Source organism: Embleya sp. L77 (assembly GCF_055557415.1).
On sequence record NZ_CM145709.1, the window covers coordinates 738,297 to 754,135 of the forward strand.

The 15,839-nt window shown below is 72.4% G+C and carries 13 protein-coding genes and 1 pseudogene; 7 read left to right on the top strand and 7 right to left on the bottom strand.

All coding sequences use genetic code 11. From position 1 onward, the window contains the following. Window positions 1-231 precede the first annotated feature (231 nt). The 3 genes from ACZOOI_RS03100 to ACZOOI_RS03110 form a co-directional block, all read right to left on the bottom strand. Window positions 232-1,083: a PaaX family transcriptional regulator gene (locus tag ACZOOI_RS03100; RefSeq protein ID WP_465279290.1), complete on the bottom strand. Its 852-nt coding sequence runs from the start codon at window positions 1,081-1,083 to the stop codon at window positions 232-234. Between the two features lie 37 nt (window positions 1,084-1,120). Further along, window positions 1,121-2,773: an AMP-binding protein gene (locus ACZOOI_RS03105; protein WP_465279291.1), complete on the bottom strand. Its 1,653-nt coding sequence runs from the start codon at window positions 2,771-2,773 to the stop codon at window positions 1,121-1,123. Between the two features lie 154 nt (window positions 2,774-2,927). Further along, on the bottom strand, window positions 2,928-3,380 hold the full coding sequence (locus tag ACZOOI_RS03110) for a PaaI family thioesterase (protein WP_465279292.1): 453 nt from the start codon (window positions 3,378-3,380) through the stop codon (window positions 2,928-2,930). 115 nt (window positions 3,381-3,495) lie between these two features. Here ACZOOI_RS03110 and ACZOOI_RS03115 point away from each other — a divergent pair, with 115 nt between their 5' ends. Then, entirely contained in the window at window positions 3,496-3,957 is a 462-nt protein-coding gene (locus tag ACZOOI_RS03115; protein WP_465279293.1) for a hypothetical protein, read from the top strand. A gap of 168 nt (window positions 3,958-4,125) precedes the next feature. Next, window positions 4,126-5,220 (top strand): Gfo/Idh/MocA family protein, encoded by a 1,095-nt coding sequence (locus ACZOOI_RS03120; protein WP_465279294.1) that lies wholly within the window; start codon window positions 4,126-4,128, stop codon window positions 5,218-5,220. A 46-nt stretch (window positions 5,221-5,266) separates the two neighbouring features. On the opposite strand, the gene ACZOOI_RS03125 is transcribed toward ACZOOI_RS03120, so the two are convergent. Beyond that, on the bottom strand, window positions 5,267-6,160 hold the full coding sequence (locus ACZOOI_RS03125; protein ID WP_465279295.1) for an NADP-dependent oxidoreductase: 894 nt from the start codon (window positions 6,158-6,160) through the stop codon (window positions 5,267-5,269). Window positions 6,161-6,230: 70 nt separating this feature from the next. Here ACZOOI_RS03125 and ACZOOI_RS03130 point away from each other — a divergent pair, with 70 nt between their 5' ends. Continuing rightward, window positions 6,231-6,818, top strand: a complete 588-nt coding sequence (locus ACZOOI_RS03130) for a TetR/AcrR family transcriptional regulator (RefSeq protein WP_465279296.1) — start codon at window positions 6,231-6,233, stop codon at window positions 6,816-6,818. 49 nt (window positions 6,819-6,867) lie between these two features. Here ACZOOI_RS03130 and ACZOOI_RS03135 read toward each other — a convergent pair. Beyond that, a pseudogene (locus ACZOOI_RS03135) lies at window positions 6,868-7,798 on the bottom strand (phosphotransferase family protein). Window positions 7,799-7,973: 175 nt separating this feature from the next. Further along, window positions 7,974-9,935 carry a copper-translocating P-type ATPase gene (locus ACZOOI_RS03140; RefSeq protein WP_465279297.1) on the bottom strand — a complete coding sequence of 654 codons (1,962 nt, stop codon included), beginning with the start codon at window positions 9,933-9,935 and terminating at the stop codon, window positions 7,974-7,976. A 414-nt stretch (window positions 9,936-10,349) separates the two neighbouring features. On the opposite strand from ACZOOI_RS03140, the gene ACZOOI_RS03145 reads away from it, so the two are divergent. Next, a complete protein-coding gene (locus tag ACZOOI_RS03145) occupies window positions 10,350-12,896 on the top strand; it encodes a hypothetical protein (RefSeq protein WP_465279298.1) in 2,547 nt (848 codons plus the stop codon). A gap of 335 nt (window positions 12,897-13,231) precedes the next feature. Here ACZOOI_RS03145 and ACZOOI_RS03150 read toward each other — a convergent pair whose 3' ends face one another. Beyond that, on the bottom strand, window positions 13,232-13,660 hold the full coding sequence (locus ACZOOI_RS03150) for a DUF5709 domain-containing protein (RefSeq protein ID WP_465279299.1): 429 nt from the start codon (window positions 13,658-13,660) through the stop codon (window positions 13,232-13,234). Window positions 13,661-14,033: 373 nt separating this feature from the next. Here ACZOOI_RS03150 and ACZOOI_RS03155 point away from each other — a divergent pair, with 373 nt between their 5' ends. From ACZOOI_RS03155 to ACZOOI_RS03165, 3 genes are all read left to right on the top strand, one after another. Beyond that, a complete protein-coding gene (locus ACZOOI_RS03155) occupies window positions 14,034-14,318 on the top strand; it encodes a hypothetical protein (protein ID WP_465279300.1) in 285 nt (94 codons plus the stop codon). A 133-nt stretch (window positions 14,319-14,451) separates the two neighbouring features. Then, window positions 14,452-15,114 (top strand): nitroreductase family protein, encoded by a 663-nt coding sequence (locus ACZOOI_RS03160; protein ID WP_465279301.1) that lies wholly within the window; start codon window positions 14,452-14,454, stop codon window positions 15,112-15,114. Between the two features lie 156 nt (window positions 15,115-15,270). Continuing rightward, entirely contained in the window at window positions 15,271-15,798 is a 528-nt protein-coding gene (locus ACZOOI_RS03165; RefSeq protein WP_465279302.1) for a hypothetical protein, read from the top strand. The last annotated feature ends 41 nt before the right edge of the window (window positions 15,799-15,839 follow it).

Sequence of the window (15,839 nt, forward strand, 5' to 3'; positions counted from 1 at the left end):
GCCGAACACCTCACCAGCCCGGCCGGCGCTTGAGGCCAAGCAGCCCGTGCGGCGCTTGAGCACACTCAGCCCGGCCGGCGCCTGAGGCCACCCCAGCCCGACCGACGCCTGAGGTCAGCCCAACACCCCACCAGCCCGGCCGGCGCCTGAGGCCAAGCAGCCCGTGCGGCGCTTGAGCACACTCAGCCCGGCCGGCGCCTGAGGCCACCCCAGCCCGACCGACGCCTGAGGTCAGCCGAACACCCCACCAGCCCGGCCGGCGCTTGAGGCCAACCCAGCCACCTCCCGAACGTGCTCCCTCGCCCCCTCCGCAAGGAGCGAGTGCAAGGACAGAAACACCTTCCGAGCCTCGACCGCATTCCAATCCGCAGGCAACAACTCCGCCGGCAACCCCGGATCCAGATACGGCAACCGCCGCCATTGCGTCAACATCGGCACATACGTGCGAAACGCGTCGACCGTATCCACCACCGGCCGCCCCACGAGTTCGGCGGCGGCCGGACCGTACTCGTCGGTGAACAGCGCGTACTGCTCCTCGATCGCCTCGAAGTCCCACCAGTCCCCGACCGCGGAGCCCAACTGCGCGAATGCCGCATCCCCCGTGAACAGGTGTACGTAGTCCGCGAGTTCGACCCGCACCAGGGTGCGCCGAGCATCCTCCAGCAGCCGGGCGGGCGCGATCCACACCCCCGGCGACACATTGCCGAAGCCCAGCCACGTCAGCCGCGACCGCAGTTGGTGGCGGTGCGCGCGCTCGGACTCGGGCACCGAGAAGATCGCCAGCACCCAGCCGTCCTCCAGCCGCGCCGGCTCCAGGTTGCCGAAGATCCGCCGATCGCCCTCGTCGAAGATCGACTCCATCGCCGGACTGAGCCGATACCCGGTGCCGTCCCGCCGCTCCTGGGTGAGCGTGCCGCGCTTCTTCAGCCGCGAGATCGCCGACCGCACCGCAGGCGCGTCCACGCCGAGTTCGCCCATCAGCACGATCAGGTCGGCGATCGAGATCCACCCGCCGAGACCACGCACGAACGCGCCGTACACGGTGTTGATCAACGAGCTGGGCCGGGCCGGGGTCTCCGCCATGGTCGCCTTCCTCGCGGAGTCTGGTTCGCCGGCGATCCTATCCGGGAGCCGGCCCCGCCTCGGCGACCGGCGTACCCCGCGCCGCACGCCGGCGCAGTTCGCCGCGCCGCAGCTTGCCCGTGTCGGTGCGCGGCAGCTCGGACACGAACTCGACCAGCCGCGGGTACTTGTACGGCGCCATGGTCTGCTTCACGAACGTCTGGAGCGCAAGCGCCGTCGCCTCGTCCGCGACCACCCCGGGGTGCAGCACCACGTATGCCTTGACCACCATCCCGCGCCGCTCGTCGGCCGCCCCGACCACCCCGCACTCGGCCACGTCCGGGTGGGCGCACAGCACCGCCTCCACCTCGGGGCCGGCGATGTTGTAGCCGGACGAGACGATCATGTCGTCGCTGCGGGCCTGGTACCAGAGGTAGCCGTCGGCGTCGCGGATGTAGGTGTCGCCGGTGATGTTCCAGCCGTCCCGCACGTAGTCGAACTGCCGCGGGTCGTCGAGGTAGCGGCAGCCGGTCGGGCCTTTGACCGCGAGGTGCCCGGGCGTACCGTCCGGGACCGGCTTGCCGTCCGGTCCCAGCACCACGGCCCGGTAGCCGGGCACCGGCAGCCCGGTCGCTCCCGGGCGGATCGCGTCGTCGGCGGCGGAGACGAACACGTGCAACATCTCGGTCGCACCGATCCCGTCGATGATCCGCGTCCCGATCGCGTCGTGATACGCCTGCCACACGCCGACCGGCAGCGCCTCGCCGGCGGACACGCAGCGCCGCACGCCCGCGAGCAGGTCGACGAGCCCGGCGCCGAGAATGGACCGGTAGGCGGTCGGCGCGGTGAACAGTACGGTGACCCGCCGCTCGGCCACGACGGCGGCGAGTTCCTCGGGAGTGGCCCGCTCCAGGAGCAGCGTGGCCGCGCCCGCCCGCAGTGGGAACACCACCAACCCGCCGAGGCCGAAGGTGAAGCCCAGCGGCGGGGTCCCGGTGAACAGGTCGGTGGGCTCGGGGCGGACGACGTGCGCGGAGAAGGTGTCGGCGATGGCGAGCACGTCCCGGTGGAAGTGCATCGTGGCCTTCGGCCGACCGGTCGTCCCGGACGTGAACGCGATCAGCGCGACGTCGTCGCACGCGGTGTCCACCGCCTCGTACACGGTGCTCTTCGTCGCGCAGCGGGCGGGCAGCGTGTCCTCGCCGGGCCCGCCGTAGGTCAGTACGCGCAGGCCGGGGGTCCGCGCCGCGTCGAGTTCGGCGGTGAAGCGGTGATCGCACAGTGCGGCGGTGGGCCGGGCGATCTCGTGGATGGCGTCGAGTTCGTGGGCGCGCAGCAGCGGCATGGTGGTCACCACGACCGCGCCGGCCTTCAGCGCGCCGAACCAGCTCGCGACCAGCCAGGGGTTGTTGGGGCCGCGCAACAGGACCCGGTTGCCGGGCACCACGCCCAGGTCCTCGGTCAGCACGTGGGCGACCTGGTTGGCCCGGGTGAGCAGGTCGCCGTAGGTCCAGGTCTCGTCGGCGGTGAGCAGGCAGCGCCGGGGCGCGCCGTGTCGCGCGATGGTGTCGTCGAGCAGCGCGACGGCGCAGTTGAGCCGGTCCGGATAGCGCACTTCCGGCAGCTCGAAGATCAGCTCGGGCCACTGCTCGACCGGCGGCAGCCGATCCCGGGAGAACGTGTCGACGTGTGCGGAGGGACGGAGCTGCATGGCCGGCACCTCATCATCCTGTTGCCATCGTGACGACAGTCAACGGTACGCGACATCCGCTCCCGAGGACATCCCCCTGCCCCGGCGGACGGCGGGCGACGGGCGGCGGGCGGCGGGCGGCGGCGTACGGCGGACAGCGGGCGGCAGACGGCCGTCAGTCGGCGGTGCCGTCGACCACCAGCACCGTGCCCCGGCCGATCGCACAGACCGTCTCGCTGCCGTCCGCACCCCGCATGATCAGGCTGCAGTCGCAGACCGCCTGCCGGCGACCGGCGTGCACGATCCGCGCCTCGGCGCGCAACACGGCACCGAGCGCCGGCCGCAGGTACTGAACGGACACGCTGCCGGTCAGCACGGACGAGCCGAGTGTGCTGCCGGCCGCGAAGGTGATCGCGTTGTCGGCCGCGTAGGCGAGCACGCCGCCGTGCAAGTAGCCGTTCTGCTGCCGGAGTTCGTCGCGGACGTCGACCTCCAGGGTGGCCCGCCCAGCGCCGAACTCGGTGATCCTGGCCCCGACGAGTCGGCTGAACGGCTGGGCGGCGAGCACGGATCGGGCGAAGTCGAGCGCCTCGGAGCCGGTCGGCGGGTCGGTGGGGGTCTCGGTCATCGCGGTATCACCTTTCGCTCGGGAAACAGGACCGGCGGGGAGCACATACAGGCAGGCGATCATCGAACCAGAGTCCGAATCACCGCCGCCGGGGCCCGGTGTGCACACTCGGAGCATGTTCGAACTGCTGCCGGGCGCGGGCGTGGTGTTGCCGCGCGGCGCGGGCATGCTGCGCTTCGGGATGAGCGAGCAGCAGGCCCAATGGGCACTGTCCACGGTGGTGGACGTGCGCCCCTACTGGTCGTGCGCCGGTACGCGCCTGGTCGACGACGGCCACCGGGAGTTCTGGAGCTTCGGCGGCCGATCGGGCACCCTGCGCATCGACGTGACCGGCTCCGAGCACGGGTGCCGCACGATCGTCTTCGAACGGGAGCCCGGCACCGAGACGGACCCGGTCGTCTGGCGGGACGTCGACGTGTTCGGATATCCCGCCGCCGAGGTCGATGCGGCACTGCCGACGACGGCGGTACGCGCGGAACTGGGGCTGATCCTGGACCCGGAGCCGACGGTCGCCGCGGGCCGGATGGCGCGGGCGCGACTGACCATCGAGGGCGTGTCGGCGTACCGGAACCGCTGACCCCGCCGGATGCGGTTCGTCACACGGCGGCGTCATGGCGAAATTGGACAGCTTCCCTTACCGTAGGCGCGCGTTTCGGCCCGGCCGGCCCACGGTGGGCCCGTCCCCGCCGTGGCCGCGGCCGGCCCCGGCCCCGAAACCTCGGCCCCGAAGAAGGAGAGCGACGTCATGGCGCAGAACAAGCTGGGTGTGGCGATCGTGGGAACCGGTTTCGGGTGCATCACCCACCTGCCCGCCTTCCGGGATGCGGGCTTCGAGGTACGGGCGCTGGTCGGCCGGGACCCGGTGCGTACCGCCGAGCGAGCCGAGCGCTTCGGGGTGCCGTACGCGTTCACCGACCTCGACGCGGCGCTCGCCCTGGACGGCGTGGACGCGGTGACCGTGGCCACACCGCCGCACACGCACGCCGAGATCGTGCTCGCGGCGGTCGCGGCGGGCAAGCACGTGGTGTGCGAGAAGCCGTTCGCGAGCGACGCGAACGAGGCGGCGCGGATGTTGGCGGCGGCGCAGCAGGCCGGCGTCGTGCACATGCTGGGCACCGAGTTCCGCTGGCAGTCCTCGCAGGCCCTGCTCGCGCGGCTGATCGCGGCCGGCGCGATCGGCGAACCCCGGCTCGCCACCTGGTTGTTGCACATCCCGGTACTGACCGGACCGGCCGCCGAGGTGCCCGCGTGGTGGGGTCGGGCCGAGGACGGCGGCGGCTGGCTGGGGGCGCACGCCTCGCACTGGATCGACCAGATCCGGCACACGCTCGGCGAGTTCGCGGGCGTCAGCGCGGGCCTGCCCCTGGTCGCGGACCGGCCGGGGCAGACCGCCGAGGACACCTTCAACATCCGCTTCCGCACGGTGACCGGCGTCGAGGGCACGCTGCAAAGCTCCGCCGGGATCTACGGGCCGCCGCTGATGACCACGCGCGTGGCCGGCACCCACGGCACGGCCTGGGTCGAGTTCGACGACGTCTGGCTCGCCGACGCCTCCGGCGACCGCCGCGTGGAAACCCCCGCCGACCTGGTCAACCCGGACCCGATCGCGCCCCCGTCCGACCTGATGCACACGGCCTACGACCTGCTCCACTCGATGGGCATCGACCGCGCGCCGTACACCCGCCTCGCCACCGCGTTCGCCGCCCTGATCAACGGGGACCCCGCCGCCGAGGCCCCCCGGCACGCCACCTTCGCCGACGGCGTCGCCGGCCAACGCGTCCTCGACGCCATCCGCGCCTCCGCCGCCGGCGGCGGCCAATGGATCCCGTGCACCCGGTAATCGAGGGATTCGGCGCGCCGGGCCGTGCAGTTGCCCCGGAAACGGCTCAGACGACCATGACTCGGCGCCCGCGCGTGTGGCCGGCTCGGCTGTCGATGTGCGCCGCCGCGGCCTCGGCGAGCGTGTAGGACTTCTCGACCGGGATGTGGAGCTTTCCCCGCGAGATGAGGTCGGCGGCCTCGGCGAGCGCGTCCGGCACGCTCCCGGCCGTGCCGGAGAATCGCACACCGAACTCCGGCGCACCGAGATCGGCGATGGAGACCACCTTCCGCGGGTCCCCGGTCAGCTCGACCAACTCGCGGATCACACCCGAGCCGGCCAGATCCAGGGCTGCGTCGACCCGGCCGAGCCCGCGCACTCGCTCGACCCACCCCTCGCCGTACGTCGTGGCGAGGGCGCCCAGGCCACGCAGATAGTCCTGGTTCGCGGCCCCGGCCGTGCCGATCACCGTGATGCCGCGGTCCCGGGCGATCTGCAGGACCGCCGATCCCACTCCCCCGGACGCACCGCTGACCAGCAGCGTCTGCCCGGGCCGCACACCCACCTCACGGATGATGCGCAGCGCGGTCTCCACCACGGAGGGGTATCCCGCGGCCTCTTCGAACGTCAGGCCCTCCGGCATCCGCGCCCAGGCCGACAGCACGGCGAACTCGGCGTAGGTGCTCGAACCTTCGCCGAACACGTGGTCGCCGACCTCGACCCCGTCGACCCCCTCGCCGACCTCGTCCACCACCCCGGATGCGTCCAGCCCGACACCGGCGGGCAATTCGATCGGATGGGCCTTCAGGACCTGGCCTTCACGGACCCGCCAGTCGACGGGATTCACACCCGCCGCCCGCACGGCGATGCGTACTTGGCCGGGGCCCGCGTGCGGCTCCTCGGCGTCTTCGAGACGCAGAACGTCCGGACCGCCGAACTCGGCGAAGCTCACTTTCTTCATGCGGCGGACCGTAACACTAACGGTTAGCTTTTAACAACGGTTACGCATTTGCATCTGATAGCGTCAGGCCATGACCGAGCCGCCCGGACGCCGCGAACGCAAGAAGGCCGCGACCCGCCGGAAGATCGCCGACACCGCCCTGCGGCTCTTCCTGGAACGCGGATACGACGCGGTGGGCATCCGGGACGTGGCCGCCGAGGCCGACGTGGCCGTCACCACGCTCTTCTCCCACTTCGCCTCGAAAGAGGCACTGGTGTTCGAACAGGACGAAGACTTCGAACAAGGTCTCATCCGGGCGGTCACCGGCCGGGCGCCGCACGAGCCGCTCATCCCCGCACTGCGCGGCGAGATCCGGGCCCTGGTGCAACATTGCACGGGGGACGGCGCCGCCCCGATCTGGCGCATGATCGACGAATCACCCGGCCTGCGGCAGTACGAGGAATCGATGCGGCTGCGCCACGCGGAGTCGCTGGCAACGGCCATCGCCGCCGACCTCGACCTGCCGCAGACCACCACGGCCTGCCGGACGATCGCCAGGTTCGTGATCGACGCCTATTCGCTGGCCCGCGAGGCGGCCGATCCGCAGGCCGCGGTGGACGAGATCTTCCGGATGATCGAGGCGTCCTGGGAGGTCGGCCGCCCCTCGCCACGCGCGTGAGAAGCCGTTCCCGGGTCTTCCCCCGGAATGCCACGACCCGCAGGGTCGATCAGCGCCGCCGCACCGGTTCGTCGAAGTGGTCCAGCAGCGCGGCGACATACTCCTCCAGGCGCCCGGTCACGAGGGCCGGGGTCAGATCGGGGCGACCCGACTCGCGCCACGGAACGGCGATCTTCTCCGCGTCGGGGCGTAGCCGAGCGCGTCGAGCAGGCGCCAGTACAGGTGGGCGGCGGAGTCCTCGGCGAGCCGCCCGCCGGCCGCGGTATAGGCGGCGGCGAAGCTCATCCCGGCGGCCGGCCCGTGCAGCAGCGCCAGGGCGGTCGAGCAGTGCGCGACGTCCAGGTCGGCCGGCCCCCACGAGGTCTCCACCCAGTCGACCATGCCGGTGACCCGGGTGTGCGCACCCTCGCCGGTGAAAAGCACGTTGCTCGGGTGGAAGTCGCGATGCAGGAAGCACCCACGATACGGCGGCGGTTCACACCGAATCAGGTCGATCGCGCGCCGCCAGAGCTCGGGTCGCCCGGAATCCTCGGGTACGCGCACCCGCTCGGGGGTGGTCCACGCCTGATAGTCGCGGGGCCGAGTGCGATCGTCGACCACGACCGCGTGCACGGCCACGAGTTGGCGGGCGAGCAGCACGATCCGCTCGTCGACGCCGTCGTCGTCCAGCCGAATCCCGCCCGGGAGCAACGACATCAGCAGGGGCGGATGGTCGCAGTGCTCGCCACGCGGGTCCACGGCCAGACACGTCGCGGCCGGAATGTCGGTGTCGGCAAGCAACCCGAGGATCGCCGCCTCACGGTCCAGCAGGCCCTCGGCATGCACCAGAAAGAACGGTTTCACGAACGACCGCAGCACCAGCGGCCGTTCGCCCCCTGGCCCGACCACCCGCAATCGCCGCATCACCGAGGTCCAGCCCCCGACCAGCCGCTCGCCCCCACCACCCGCTCCCCCGAGGCCAACCGTGCCTCGACCCACACCCGCGTCCGCTCCCACCCGACCCCGCCACCGTCCACGCCGGCAGCGTACCCACCCGAACCCCCGTGCCCCGATCCCCACCACCAGGCCCCGCCGTCTCGCCCATGGCCGGCGTCGATACCGCATTCGCGCCGGGCAACGGACCCTCGGCAGTGGGCAGTTGCCTCGGTCGGCCGGTCAGGTGTCGTGGGGGTTCGGGCGGAGGTCGAGGCGGCGGAGGAGTTGGGCGTTGAGGGCCACGACGACGGTGGACAGGCTCATCAGGATGGCGCCGACCTCCATCGGCAGGACCACGCCCGCCCAGGCCAGGACGCCCGCGGCCAGCGGTACCGTGACGATGTTGTAGCCCGCGGCCCAGGCCAGGTTCTGTCGCATCTTGCGGTAGCCGGCCGTGGACAGGCGACGGACGCCCAACACCGCGCGCGGGTCGTCCGAGGCCAGCACCACACCCGCCGACTGGACGGCGACGTCGGTGCCCGCGCCGATCGCGATGCCGACGTCGGCGCGGGCCAACGCCGGAGCGTCGTTGACGCCGTCGCCGACCATGGCCACCCGCAGGCCGCGGGACTGGAGTTCGGCGACCTTGGCGTCCTTGTCGCCGGGCAGCACCTCGGCGAAGATCTCGTCCACCCCGAGGTCGCCCCCGACCCAGTCGGCCACCTGCCGGGCGTCCCCGGTGAGCATCCCGACGCGCACCCCGGCCGCATGCAACTCGTGGACCGCGGAGCGGGATTCGGGACGGATCTCGTCCTCCAGCGCGAGTGCCCCGGCGACCTCGTCGTCGGCCAGCACGTACAGCACCGCCGCACCGTGTCCGACCCAGTCCCCGACCGCCGCCGACAGCCCGTCGGGCACCCGGACGCCCGCGTCGCGCAACAGCGCCGGCCCGCCGACCCGCACCCGGGTGCCCGCCACGTCCGCCTCGACACCCCGGCCCGTCATCGATCGGAACCCGCTCGCCGCGACCGGCCTGCCGCGTTTCTCGGCCGCCCGCACGATCGCCCGGGCCAACGGGTGTTCGCTCTCCCGCTCGGCCGCGCCCGCGAGCAGCAACACCCTCGTCTCGTCCCGGCCGGGCGCCGCCGCGACCCCGGTCACCGCCGGCGCGCCGCGCGTGAGGGTGCCGGTCTTGTCGAACAGCACGACGTCGACGTTGCGCATCCGCTCCAGCGCGATGCGATCCTTGATCAGGATGCCCTGTCGCGCGGACAACTCCGTCGAGATCGCGATCACCAGCGGGATGGCCAGCCCGAGCGCGTGCGGGCAGGCGATCACCAGTACCGTGACGGTCCGCTCGATCGCCGACCCGCCCTCGCCGAGCAGCGACCACACCACCAGGGTCAGGACCGCGGCGCCGGCCGCGTAGTAGAACAGCAGCGCCGCCGCGCGGTCCGCCAACGCCTGGGCCCGGGAACGGGATTGTTGCGCCTCGCCGACCAGCCTCCGGATGCCCGCGAGTTGGGTGCCCTCCCCGGTCGCGGTCACCGTCACCCGCACCGCGCTGTCCACCGCCACCGTGCCGGCCACGACGGTGGCACCCGCGCCGCGCGCCACCGGTCGGGACTCGCCGGTGATCATCGACTCGTCGAACTCGGCCGCGCCGTCCGTGATCGTGCCATCCGCCGGGACGCGTGCCCCGGAACGCACCAGGACGGTGTCGCCGGTCGCCAACTCGGCCACCGGGATCTGCTCGAACCCGCCATCCGGACGCACCCGTTCCGCCTCGTCCGGAAGCAGCGCGGCGAGTGCGTCCAGCGCCCCCGAGGCGGCGCCGAGGGCACGCATCTCCAGCCAGTGGCCGAGCAGCATGATGTCGACCAGCAGGACCAGTTCCCACCAGAAGTCCAGTTCGTGCGACGCGAGTTCGAGGGTGGACGCCCAGGAGGCGACGAACGCGACGGTGATCGCCATCGCGATCAGCGTCATCATCCCCGGTTGCCGCCCGGCCAGTTCGTCGCGTGCGCCGGTCAGGAACGGCCACCCCCCGTAGCCGAACACGAGCGTGCCGAGCAGCGGCGGGATCCAGGACGAGCCCGTGAACGACGGCTCGTGGTAGCCGAGCAGGTCCGCAAGCATCGGACTCAGCACGAGCACCGGGACGGAGAGCAGCAGGCTCAGCACGAACTTGCTGCGGAACATCTCGGCGTGACCGACGTGACCGGCGTGACCTTCGTGCTCGCCATGCCCGCCGTGGCCGCCGTCACCTGCATGGTCGCCGTGACCTGCATGGTCGCCGTGACCTGCATGGCCGGCACGCCCTGCCCGCCCGGCGGCCTCCGCGGAGCCCTCGTGCCCGGCATGATCCGGGCGATCCGAACGATCCGTACCGCCCGCCGGCTCCGGATGGCCCGAGTGTTCGTCCCGCCCGAACCGGCCGTGCTCCATCCCGTTCCCTTCCTCGTCCACCGTCGACCCTTCATCTATACCACCCAGGGGTATGAACAACCTCCGATCGACCCGCGCTCATTCCTTGCGATTCCGGCAGAACCATCCGCATCTCGGGCCGGCGGCGGTATAACCAGAGACCATCCCCCTCTCCTCCGGGAGGCCAAAATGGTGCGTCAGCCACGATCCCGCAGCGTCGACTGGCTGTGGTGGGCGACCTCGTCGGGCGAACTGCAACCCTTCCTGGACCATCCGGATCACGATCAGCAGGAGATAGCCCGGGAGAAGTCGGCGGTCGCGGTGCAACTTGCCCGCCTCGGCGACCCACTCGTGGACTGTCTCGCGGCAATCGCCCCGGACGTCCTCGCCGACGCCCTGTGGCGATTGCCCAACCCCACCCGGACCGACACCCTGCGCGCGTTGCGCGTACCGCCCGCCCGCCGACCGACCCCCGCGATCGCCGAACACGCGCTCAAGCGGCTGCGCAAGCAGACCCCGAGCGTGCGCGGCTACACCGCGCAGGTGGTCACCCTGCCGGTATTGCGCGTGCTGCTGCCCGCGACCCTGGACACCGACTCGGGCGCGTTGGACGGCGAGATCCTGGAAAGCCTGAAGGCCACGACCTTCACCCCCGATCTGATCCGGCTCACCGCGATCGCCGACTGGGGATTCAGTTGCCAGGCCGCCGCGCTGCTGCGGCTCGCGCTGACCGAGGCCGACCTCGCCCTGCCCGGCTGGCCCGCCGACATCATCACGGACGTGGCGGCCGCATGTCGCCGATTCGAGGCGTTCTGCCGGGACCGGATGTGCGGCGCCAGCGAGCCCCCGTCGCCGCTGCGCTCGCTCGACGACGCCCTCGGCCGGGCCCGGGCCGCCGCCGACTCGGTGACCGCGGCCGTCGCCGCCGGCCGTGCTCCGGAGGAGGCCGACCTGACCATGCTCGGCCTCGTCGGCCCGGCCGTGGCCGAGGCACGCACGGCGGTCGGCGCGCTGGTCGAGGTCGAACCGGACACCCTGCCCGAGGACCGGCCGGGGCTGGCCGCCGCGATCACCGCGCACGAGACCGCCGTACACGCCCGCGAACTGGCCGGCGTGGACCGCTTCCGGCACCTCGACGGCCCGCCGGCGCACGCCACCGCGATCGGCGAACTCCGCGAGCTGGCCGCCGACCTGAGCGCCCGTCACGAGAACTGGGAACCGGCCGACCGCCGCCGGGTGCTGGCCCTGGCCGACCTCGGCGGGATGATCGACGCGATCGCGGCCGACCGGGACGACGGGGTGGACGAGTTGGCCGAGACGATCCGCCCGCACCTACCGGACCCGACGATCGTCAACGCCGCGTTACGTGGCCGGCTGTCCTGGGACGAGACGCCGACCTCGGCCGCCGCGGAGGACGAACCGACCGCGCCCGAGGACTCGGCGCAGGCGACGTCCCGCGGAGCCGAGGCGGACTCGGCCCCGGGCCCCGATGCCGACACCGGCCCGACCCCGGCGCCCGACACGCGGCCCGCCGACGCCGACGCCGACGAGGCATCGGCTGCGGAAGAGAACGGCCCCACGGACGACGACGCGAGGAAGGCCACGCCGAACCACGCGGACGCCGAAGACTCCACGGACTCCACCAAGGCCGCCGCCGAGGAGCGCACTCCCGAGGCACCGGCCGATCCCGAGCCCGCGGCCCTGATCGGCGAGTTGATCGGCCGGGGCGACTACGCCTCGGCGGCACGGGCCATGTCGCCCGACGCGCCCGAACGCATATCCGCGCTGCGCGCCCTCGCCTACGCCGACGGCGCACGCTCGGACACCGGCGCCGTCGCCGTGTCGCTGCGCGAGGAACTCGACGAGATGGCGATGAGCGAGCCCAGCCACGACCGGGCGACCCAGCTGCTGACGGTCGCCGCCGCGGCGCGCGCCGCCGTACTGTGCGGACACAGCACGTACGGCCTGCTCCAGGAGGCCGCCGCCGGTCTGGGCGACCTGCCCGCGGTGGCCACCCTGGCCCGCCACATCGCCACCGGCTCCGCACAGGGGCTGCTCGGCGGCACCCGCAACCTCGGTGCGCTCGAGGCGCTCGCCGAGGCCGAGGCGGGCGCCGCGACGTGTGCGGCGGACGCTGCGGAGGCCCTGCTGCACCCGCGCCACCTGCGCTTCCCCCGAGCCACCTCGATCGCCCAACTGTGGTGGCGGCCCGAGGACGGCCTGCTCGGCCGACTGCTGCGACTGGCCGCCGGCAACGAGCGTCGCGATCTGGACGAGGTCGCCGAAGCGCTGCGCCGACTCACCAAGCACCACGAGTTGGAGAACCGACTCTCCGCGATCGACGAGGAGTTCCGTAACGGCAAGGGCCACCGCCTGGAGGGACCGGCCAGGCGTCGGCTGCTCGAATACGCCCGCGAGTCGCTGGGCACCGTGAGCCGCTGGGTGGACGCCATGCGCCGGGTCGCCGAAACCGAGGCGGAGGCCGAGTCCTGGATCGCCGGTCCGCTGACCGACCTGCGCCACACCCTGCTGGCCGACCGTCCGGAAGCCGAACGCGAACTCGCCGAGCTCGCCGCCCACACCGGCGACCCCCTCACCGCCGGCGCCGCCCGAGCCGCCGCCGCGAGCCTGTCCGCAACCCTGGACCTCCTCGACGGCCACCTCCTGACCGGCCCCGAACCCACCCCCGAAGCCCTCCTCGCCAACACCCCGAACCCCGACCCCGACAACACCTGAACCCACCGCACCACGCCGCACGGCGGCGCCCATCGGCGGACCGCAGGAAGCACGAAACACAACGACACGACGCGACGTGCGCAGCGGACGGAAGGAGGCGGCGCGGACCTCGCGGCAGGGCGGGCCGATCCGGCGCGCGGCACAGCACCGGCAGCCGGCGGCCCGGATCACCGAGGCGACGCCCCCAGGCACAGCATGGCGTGTTGCGCATGCACCCGGCCGTACACCGCGGGCGACCCCCGACCCGGCCGATCGTCGGCCGGCCGCAACCAGCGGGTCGCCGACCCGGGTGGCAGGGTCACGGGGGTGGCCGGGTCACGGCCGCGGCAGGCGCTCTACGGGACCTCTTCCTCCGGGATGATGTGCATCGCCGCCTCCTCGGCCCCCGCCGCGCCGCCGTCGATGCCGACGTCGTGGGCGATCGCCTCGGATTCGGTGTCCTCGTGTGCGCCCTCGTCGTCGGCGACCAGCCGGCCGGCCCGCGGGTCGGGGCCGCCCTCCCACTCGTCGGAGATCACGTCGTCGTAGGCGACGTCCGGCTCCTCCTCGGCCAGCAACTGGTCGAGCGACTCGCCGCGTCGCTCCTCCTCCGGCGTGTTGCCGTATCGCTCGGCCGCCGACCAGCGGTCCGGCGGCACGATCCCGGTGTCCAGCGGGTCGTACGACAGGTCGTCGGTCGACAGCGTGTCCTCGGGGCCGAGCACACCGTCGTCGCCCGGCGTGTCCGGGGACTCTTCGGTCGGGTCCGGAGTGTCGTCGCTCATCGCCTGCCGCCTTCCGCTGAAGTGCAAGTGCTCGTGCCGTGCGTCCAGGGCTCGACCCTGTCCCGCGCGACCCGAGTGACTCTGCCCAACGCCGCCCGGTTCATTCGGAGCCGTCCGGCGGCCTTCCCCTGACCCGAGCGCTCGGCCGACCCACCCGCGGCGCATCCGATCGGTTGGAGACGCGACCCCCGCCGCTGGGCGCACGGGCGGCGAAACCGCTCGTTCCGTCGGTGTAGACACCTCCACCCGTCTCATGCCTGAGGCTGATTTTTCCTGACGGATTTGGACGATCTTTGATCGCCGGCGCAGGGTGGGTCCAGGGGGCCAGGGACGGAAGACCCGGTCCTACAGGGCCGGGGAGGGAGCGGACGGAATGCACGAGGCGCAAACACGCGAGACCAGCCGCGACGATTGGCAGACGCTGCACACCGGCACCCGGGAATCGGCGGCCCGGGCGCTGCGCGCGGACCTGGTCCACGCCGGGGTGGCCGAGGCCGACCTGAGCCGACGGGTGACCGAGGCCTGGGCCGGGTCCGTGGTGACCGTGCCGAGCACCGGCCGACAGTTCCGGGTCACCCGGGTCGGCGTCCCCGCGCCGACGCTCTCGATCAGCGAACCGCAACGCACCGACGCGGAACAGGCCCTGCTCAACCGCTGACCGGGCCCGACCGCGCCAGTCGCCACGAACCGGGGCGACTCGACCCGCCGAACGAACCACCCGCCCGCGGGCGTCGAAGCCGGGCGAGGCGGGACCTTCCACCGACCCCCCGCGCCGTGCTGTGCTGTCGGCCATGGTCGACGAAACCACATACCCCACGGTTCCGCACCGGCACCGAGGCGTCCCCGCCCACGAGGCGGAAGCCCGCAGCCGAGCCTTCCACGACGTGATGGCCCAGCGCCGCACCGTCCGCGACTTCTCCTCCCGGCCGATCCCCGACAACGTGGTCGACTGGGCGATCCGTACCGCCGGCACCGCGCCCAGCGGCGCCAACGTGCAGCCCTGGCGCTTCGTCGTGCTCAGCGACCCCGAGCGCAAACGACACCTGCGCGAGGCCGCCGAGAAAGAGGAGCGCGAGTTCTACGAGCACCGCGCGTCCGCCGAATGGCTCGAAGCCCTCGCGCCGATCGGCACCGACTGGCGCAAGCCCTTCCTGGAGGAGGCGCCGGTCGTGATCGTCGTGTTCGAGGTGCACAAGGGCCCGGACTCGCCCCGCCCGTACTACACCAAGGAGTCGGTCGGAATCGCCGTCGGCCTCCTGCTCGCCTCGCTGCACCAGGCCGGCCTGGCCACGCTGACCCACACGCCGAGTCCGATGCGCTTCCTCAACGAGGTGTGCGACCGCCCGCAGGAGGAGCGCGCCGCCTACGTCATCCCGGTCGGCTACCCGGCCGAGGGCGCACGCGTCCCCGACATCCGGCGCAAGCCACTGGAGCAGGTCGTCGTCCGGCTCTGACCCGCCACCACGAGGCCGGACGGGCCCGACGCACGGCGCCCGTCCGGCACCGAGGGCCGGCTCGCGCCACCCGAACACCTGCGCCGAAGCCCTCCCCTCTGCGATCCTGAACCGGCACGTCCGGATCCGCATCAGCCGTACGTACGGGGGGCGTTGATGAGTGTCGTCGCCGGAAAGATCATCGACGAGTCGATCGTGATCGCCGCCGACTCCCAGGTGACCTGGGGTCAGGCCAAGACCGAGGGCACCAAGCTGTACAAGATCGGCGAGGGCCTGATCTTCGGCGGTGCCGGACTGCTGCGCGACATCAACCTGATGCGCCTGTTCCTGGACACGCACACACCCGCGTCCGCCGACGAACGCGACATCCTGGAGTTCTACGCCGAGTTCGTCGAATGGGGCAAGCGCAAGCTGTCCAGCTTCGAGCCCAAGTCGGAGTTCATGTTCGCGTTCGACGGCAAGCTGTTCGAGACGAGCAACGACTTCGACGTCTTCTACTACGACTACGGAGCGATCGGCTCCGGGTGGGAGTACGCACGTGCCGCGCTGCATCTGGGTCACACCCCCACCCAGGCGGTCGGCGTCGCGTGCGACCTGACCATCTTCTGCATGCCGCCGGTGACCGAGTACCGCATACCGCGCCATCCGCAGCCGTCGCCGGGCCGTGATCACGAAGCCATCTGAAAGCGCCCCTTCGTCGGGTCCACCGCAATCCGGAGCTAACC

Coding starts and splice junctions, on each gene's coding strand:
- ACZOOI_RS03120 (WP_465279294.1), top strand. CDS start 4,126: ATGGCGCAGAACAAGCTGGGTGTGGCGATCGTGGGAACCGGTTTCGGG.
- ACZOOI_RS03105 (WP_465279291.1), bottom strand. CDS start 2,773: ATGCAGCTCCGTCCCTCCGCACACGTCGACACGTTCTCCCGGGATCGG.
- ACZOOI_RS03125 (WP_465279295.1), bottom strand. CDS start 6,160: ATGAAGAAAGTGAGCTTCGCCGAGTTCGGCGGTCCGGACGTTCTGCGT.
- ACZOOI_RS03140 (WP_465279297.1), bottom strand. CDS start 9,935: ATGTTCCGCAGCAAGTTCGTGCTGAGCCTGCTGCTCTCCGTCCCGGTG.
- ACZOOI_RS03110 (WP_465279292.1), bottom strand. CDS start 3,380: ATGACCGAGACCCCCACCGACCCGCCGACCGGCTCCGAGGCGCTCGAC.
- ACZOOI_RS03100 (WP_465279290.1), bottom strand. CDS start 1,083: ATGGCGGAGACCCCGGCCCGGCCCAGCTCGTTGATCAACACCGTGTAC.
- ACZOOI_RS03115 (WP_465279293.1), top strand. CDS start 3,496: ATGTTCGAACTGCTGCCGGGCGCGGGCGTGGTGTTGCCGCGCGGCGCG.
- ACZOOI_RS03145 (WP_465279298.1), top strand. CDS start 10,350: ATGGTGCGTCAGCCACGATCCCGCAGCGTCGACTGGCTGTGGTGGGCG.
- ACZOOI_RS03155 (WP_465279300.1), top strand. CDS start 14,034: ATGCACGAGGCGCAAACACGCGAGACCAGCCGCGACGATTGGCAGACG.
- ACZOOI_RS03130 (WP_465279296.1), top strand. CDS start 6,231: ATGACCGAGCCGCCCGGACGCCGCGAACGCAAGAAGGCCGCGACCCGC.
- ACZOOI_RS03150 (WP_465279299.1), bottom strand. CDS start 13,660: ATGAGCGACGACACTCCGGACCCGACCGAAGAGTCCCCGGACACGCCG.
- ACZOOI_RS03165 (WP_465279302.1), top strand. CDS start 15,271: ATGAGTGTCGTCGCCGGAAAGATCATCGACGAGTCGATCGTGATCGCC.
- ACZOOI_RS03160 (WP_465279301.1), top strand. CDS start 14,452: ATGGTCGACGAAACCACATACCCCACGGTTCCGCACCGGCACCGAGGC.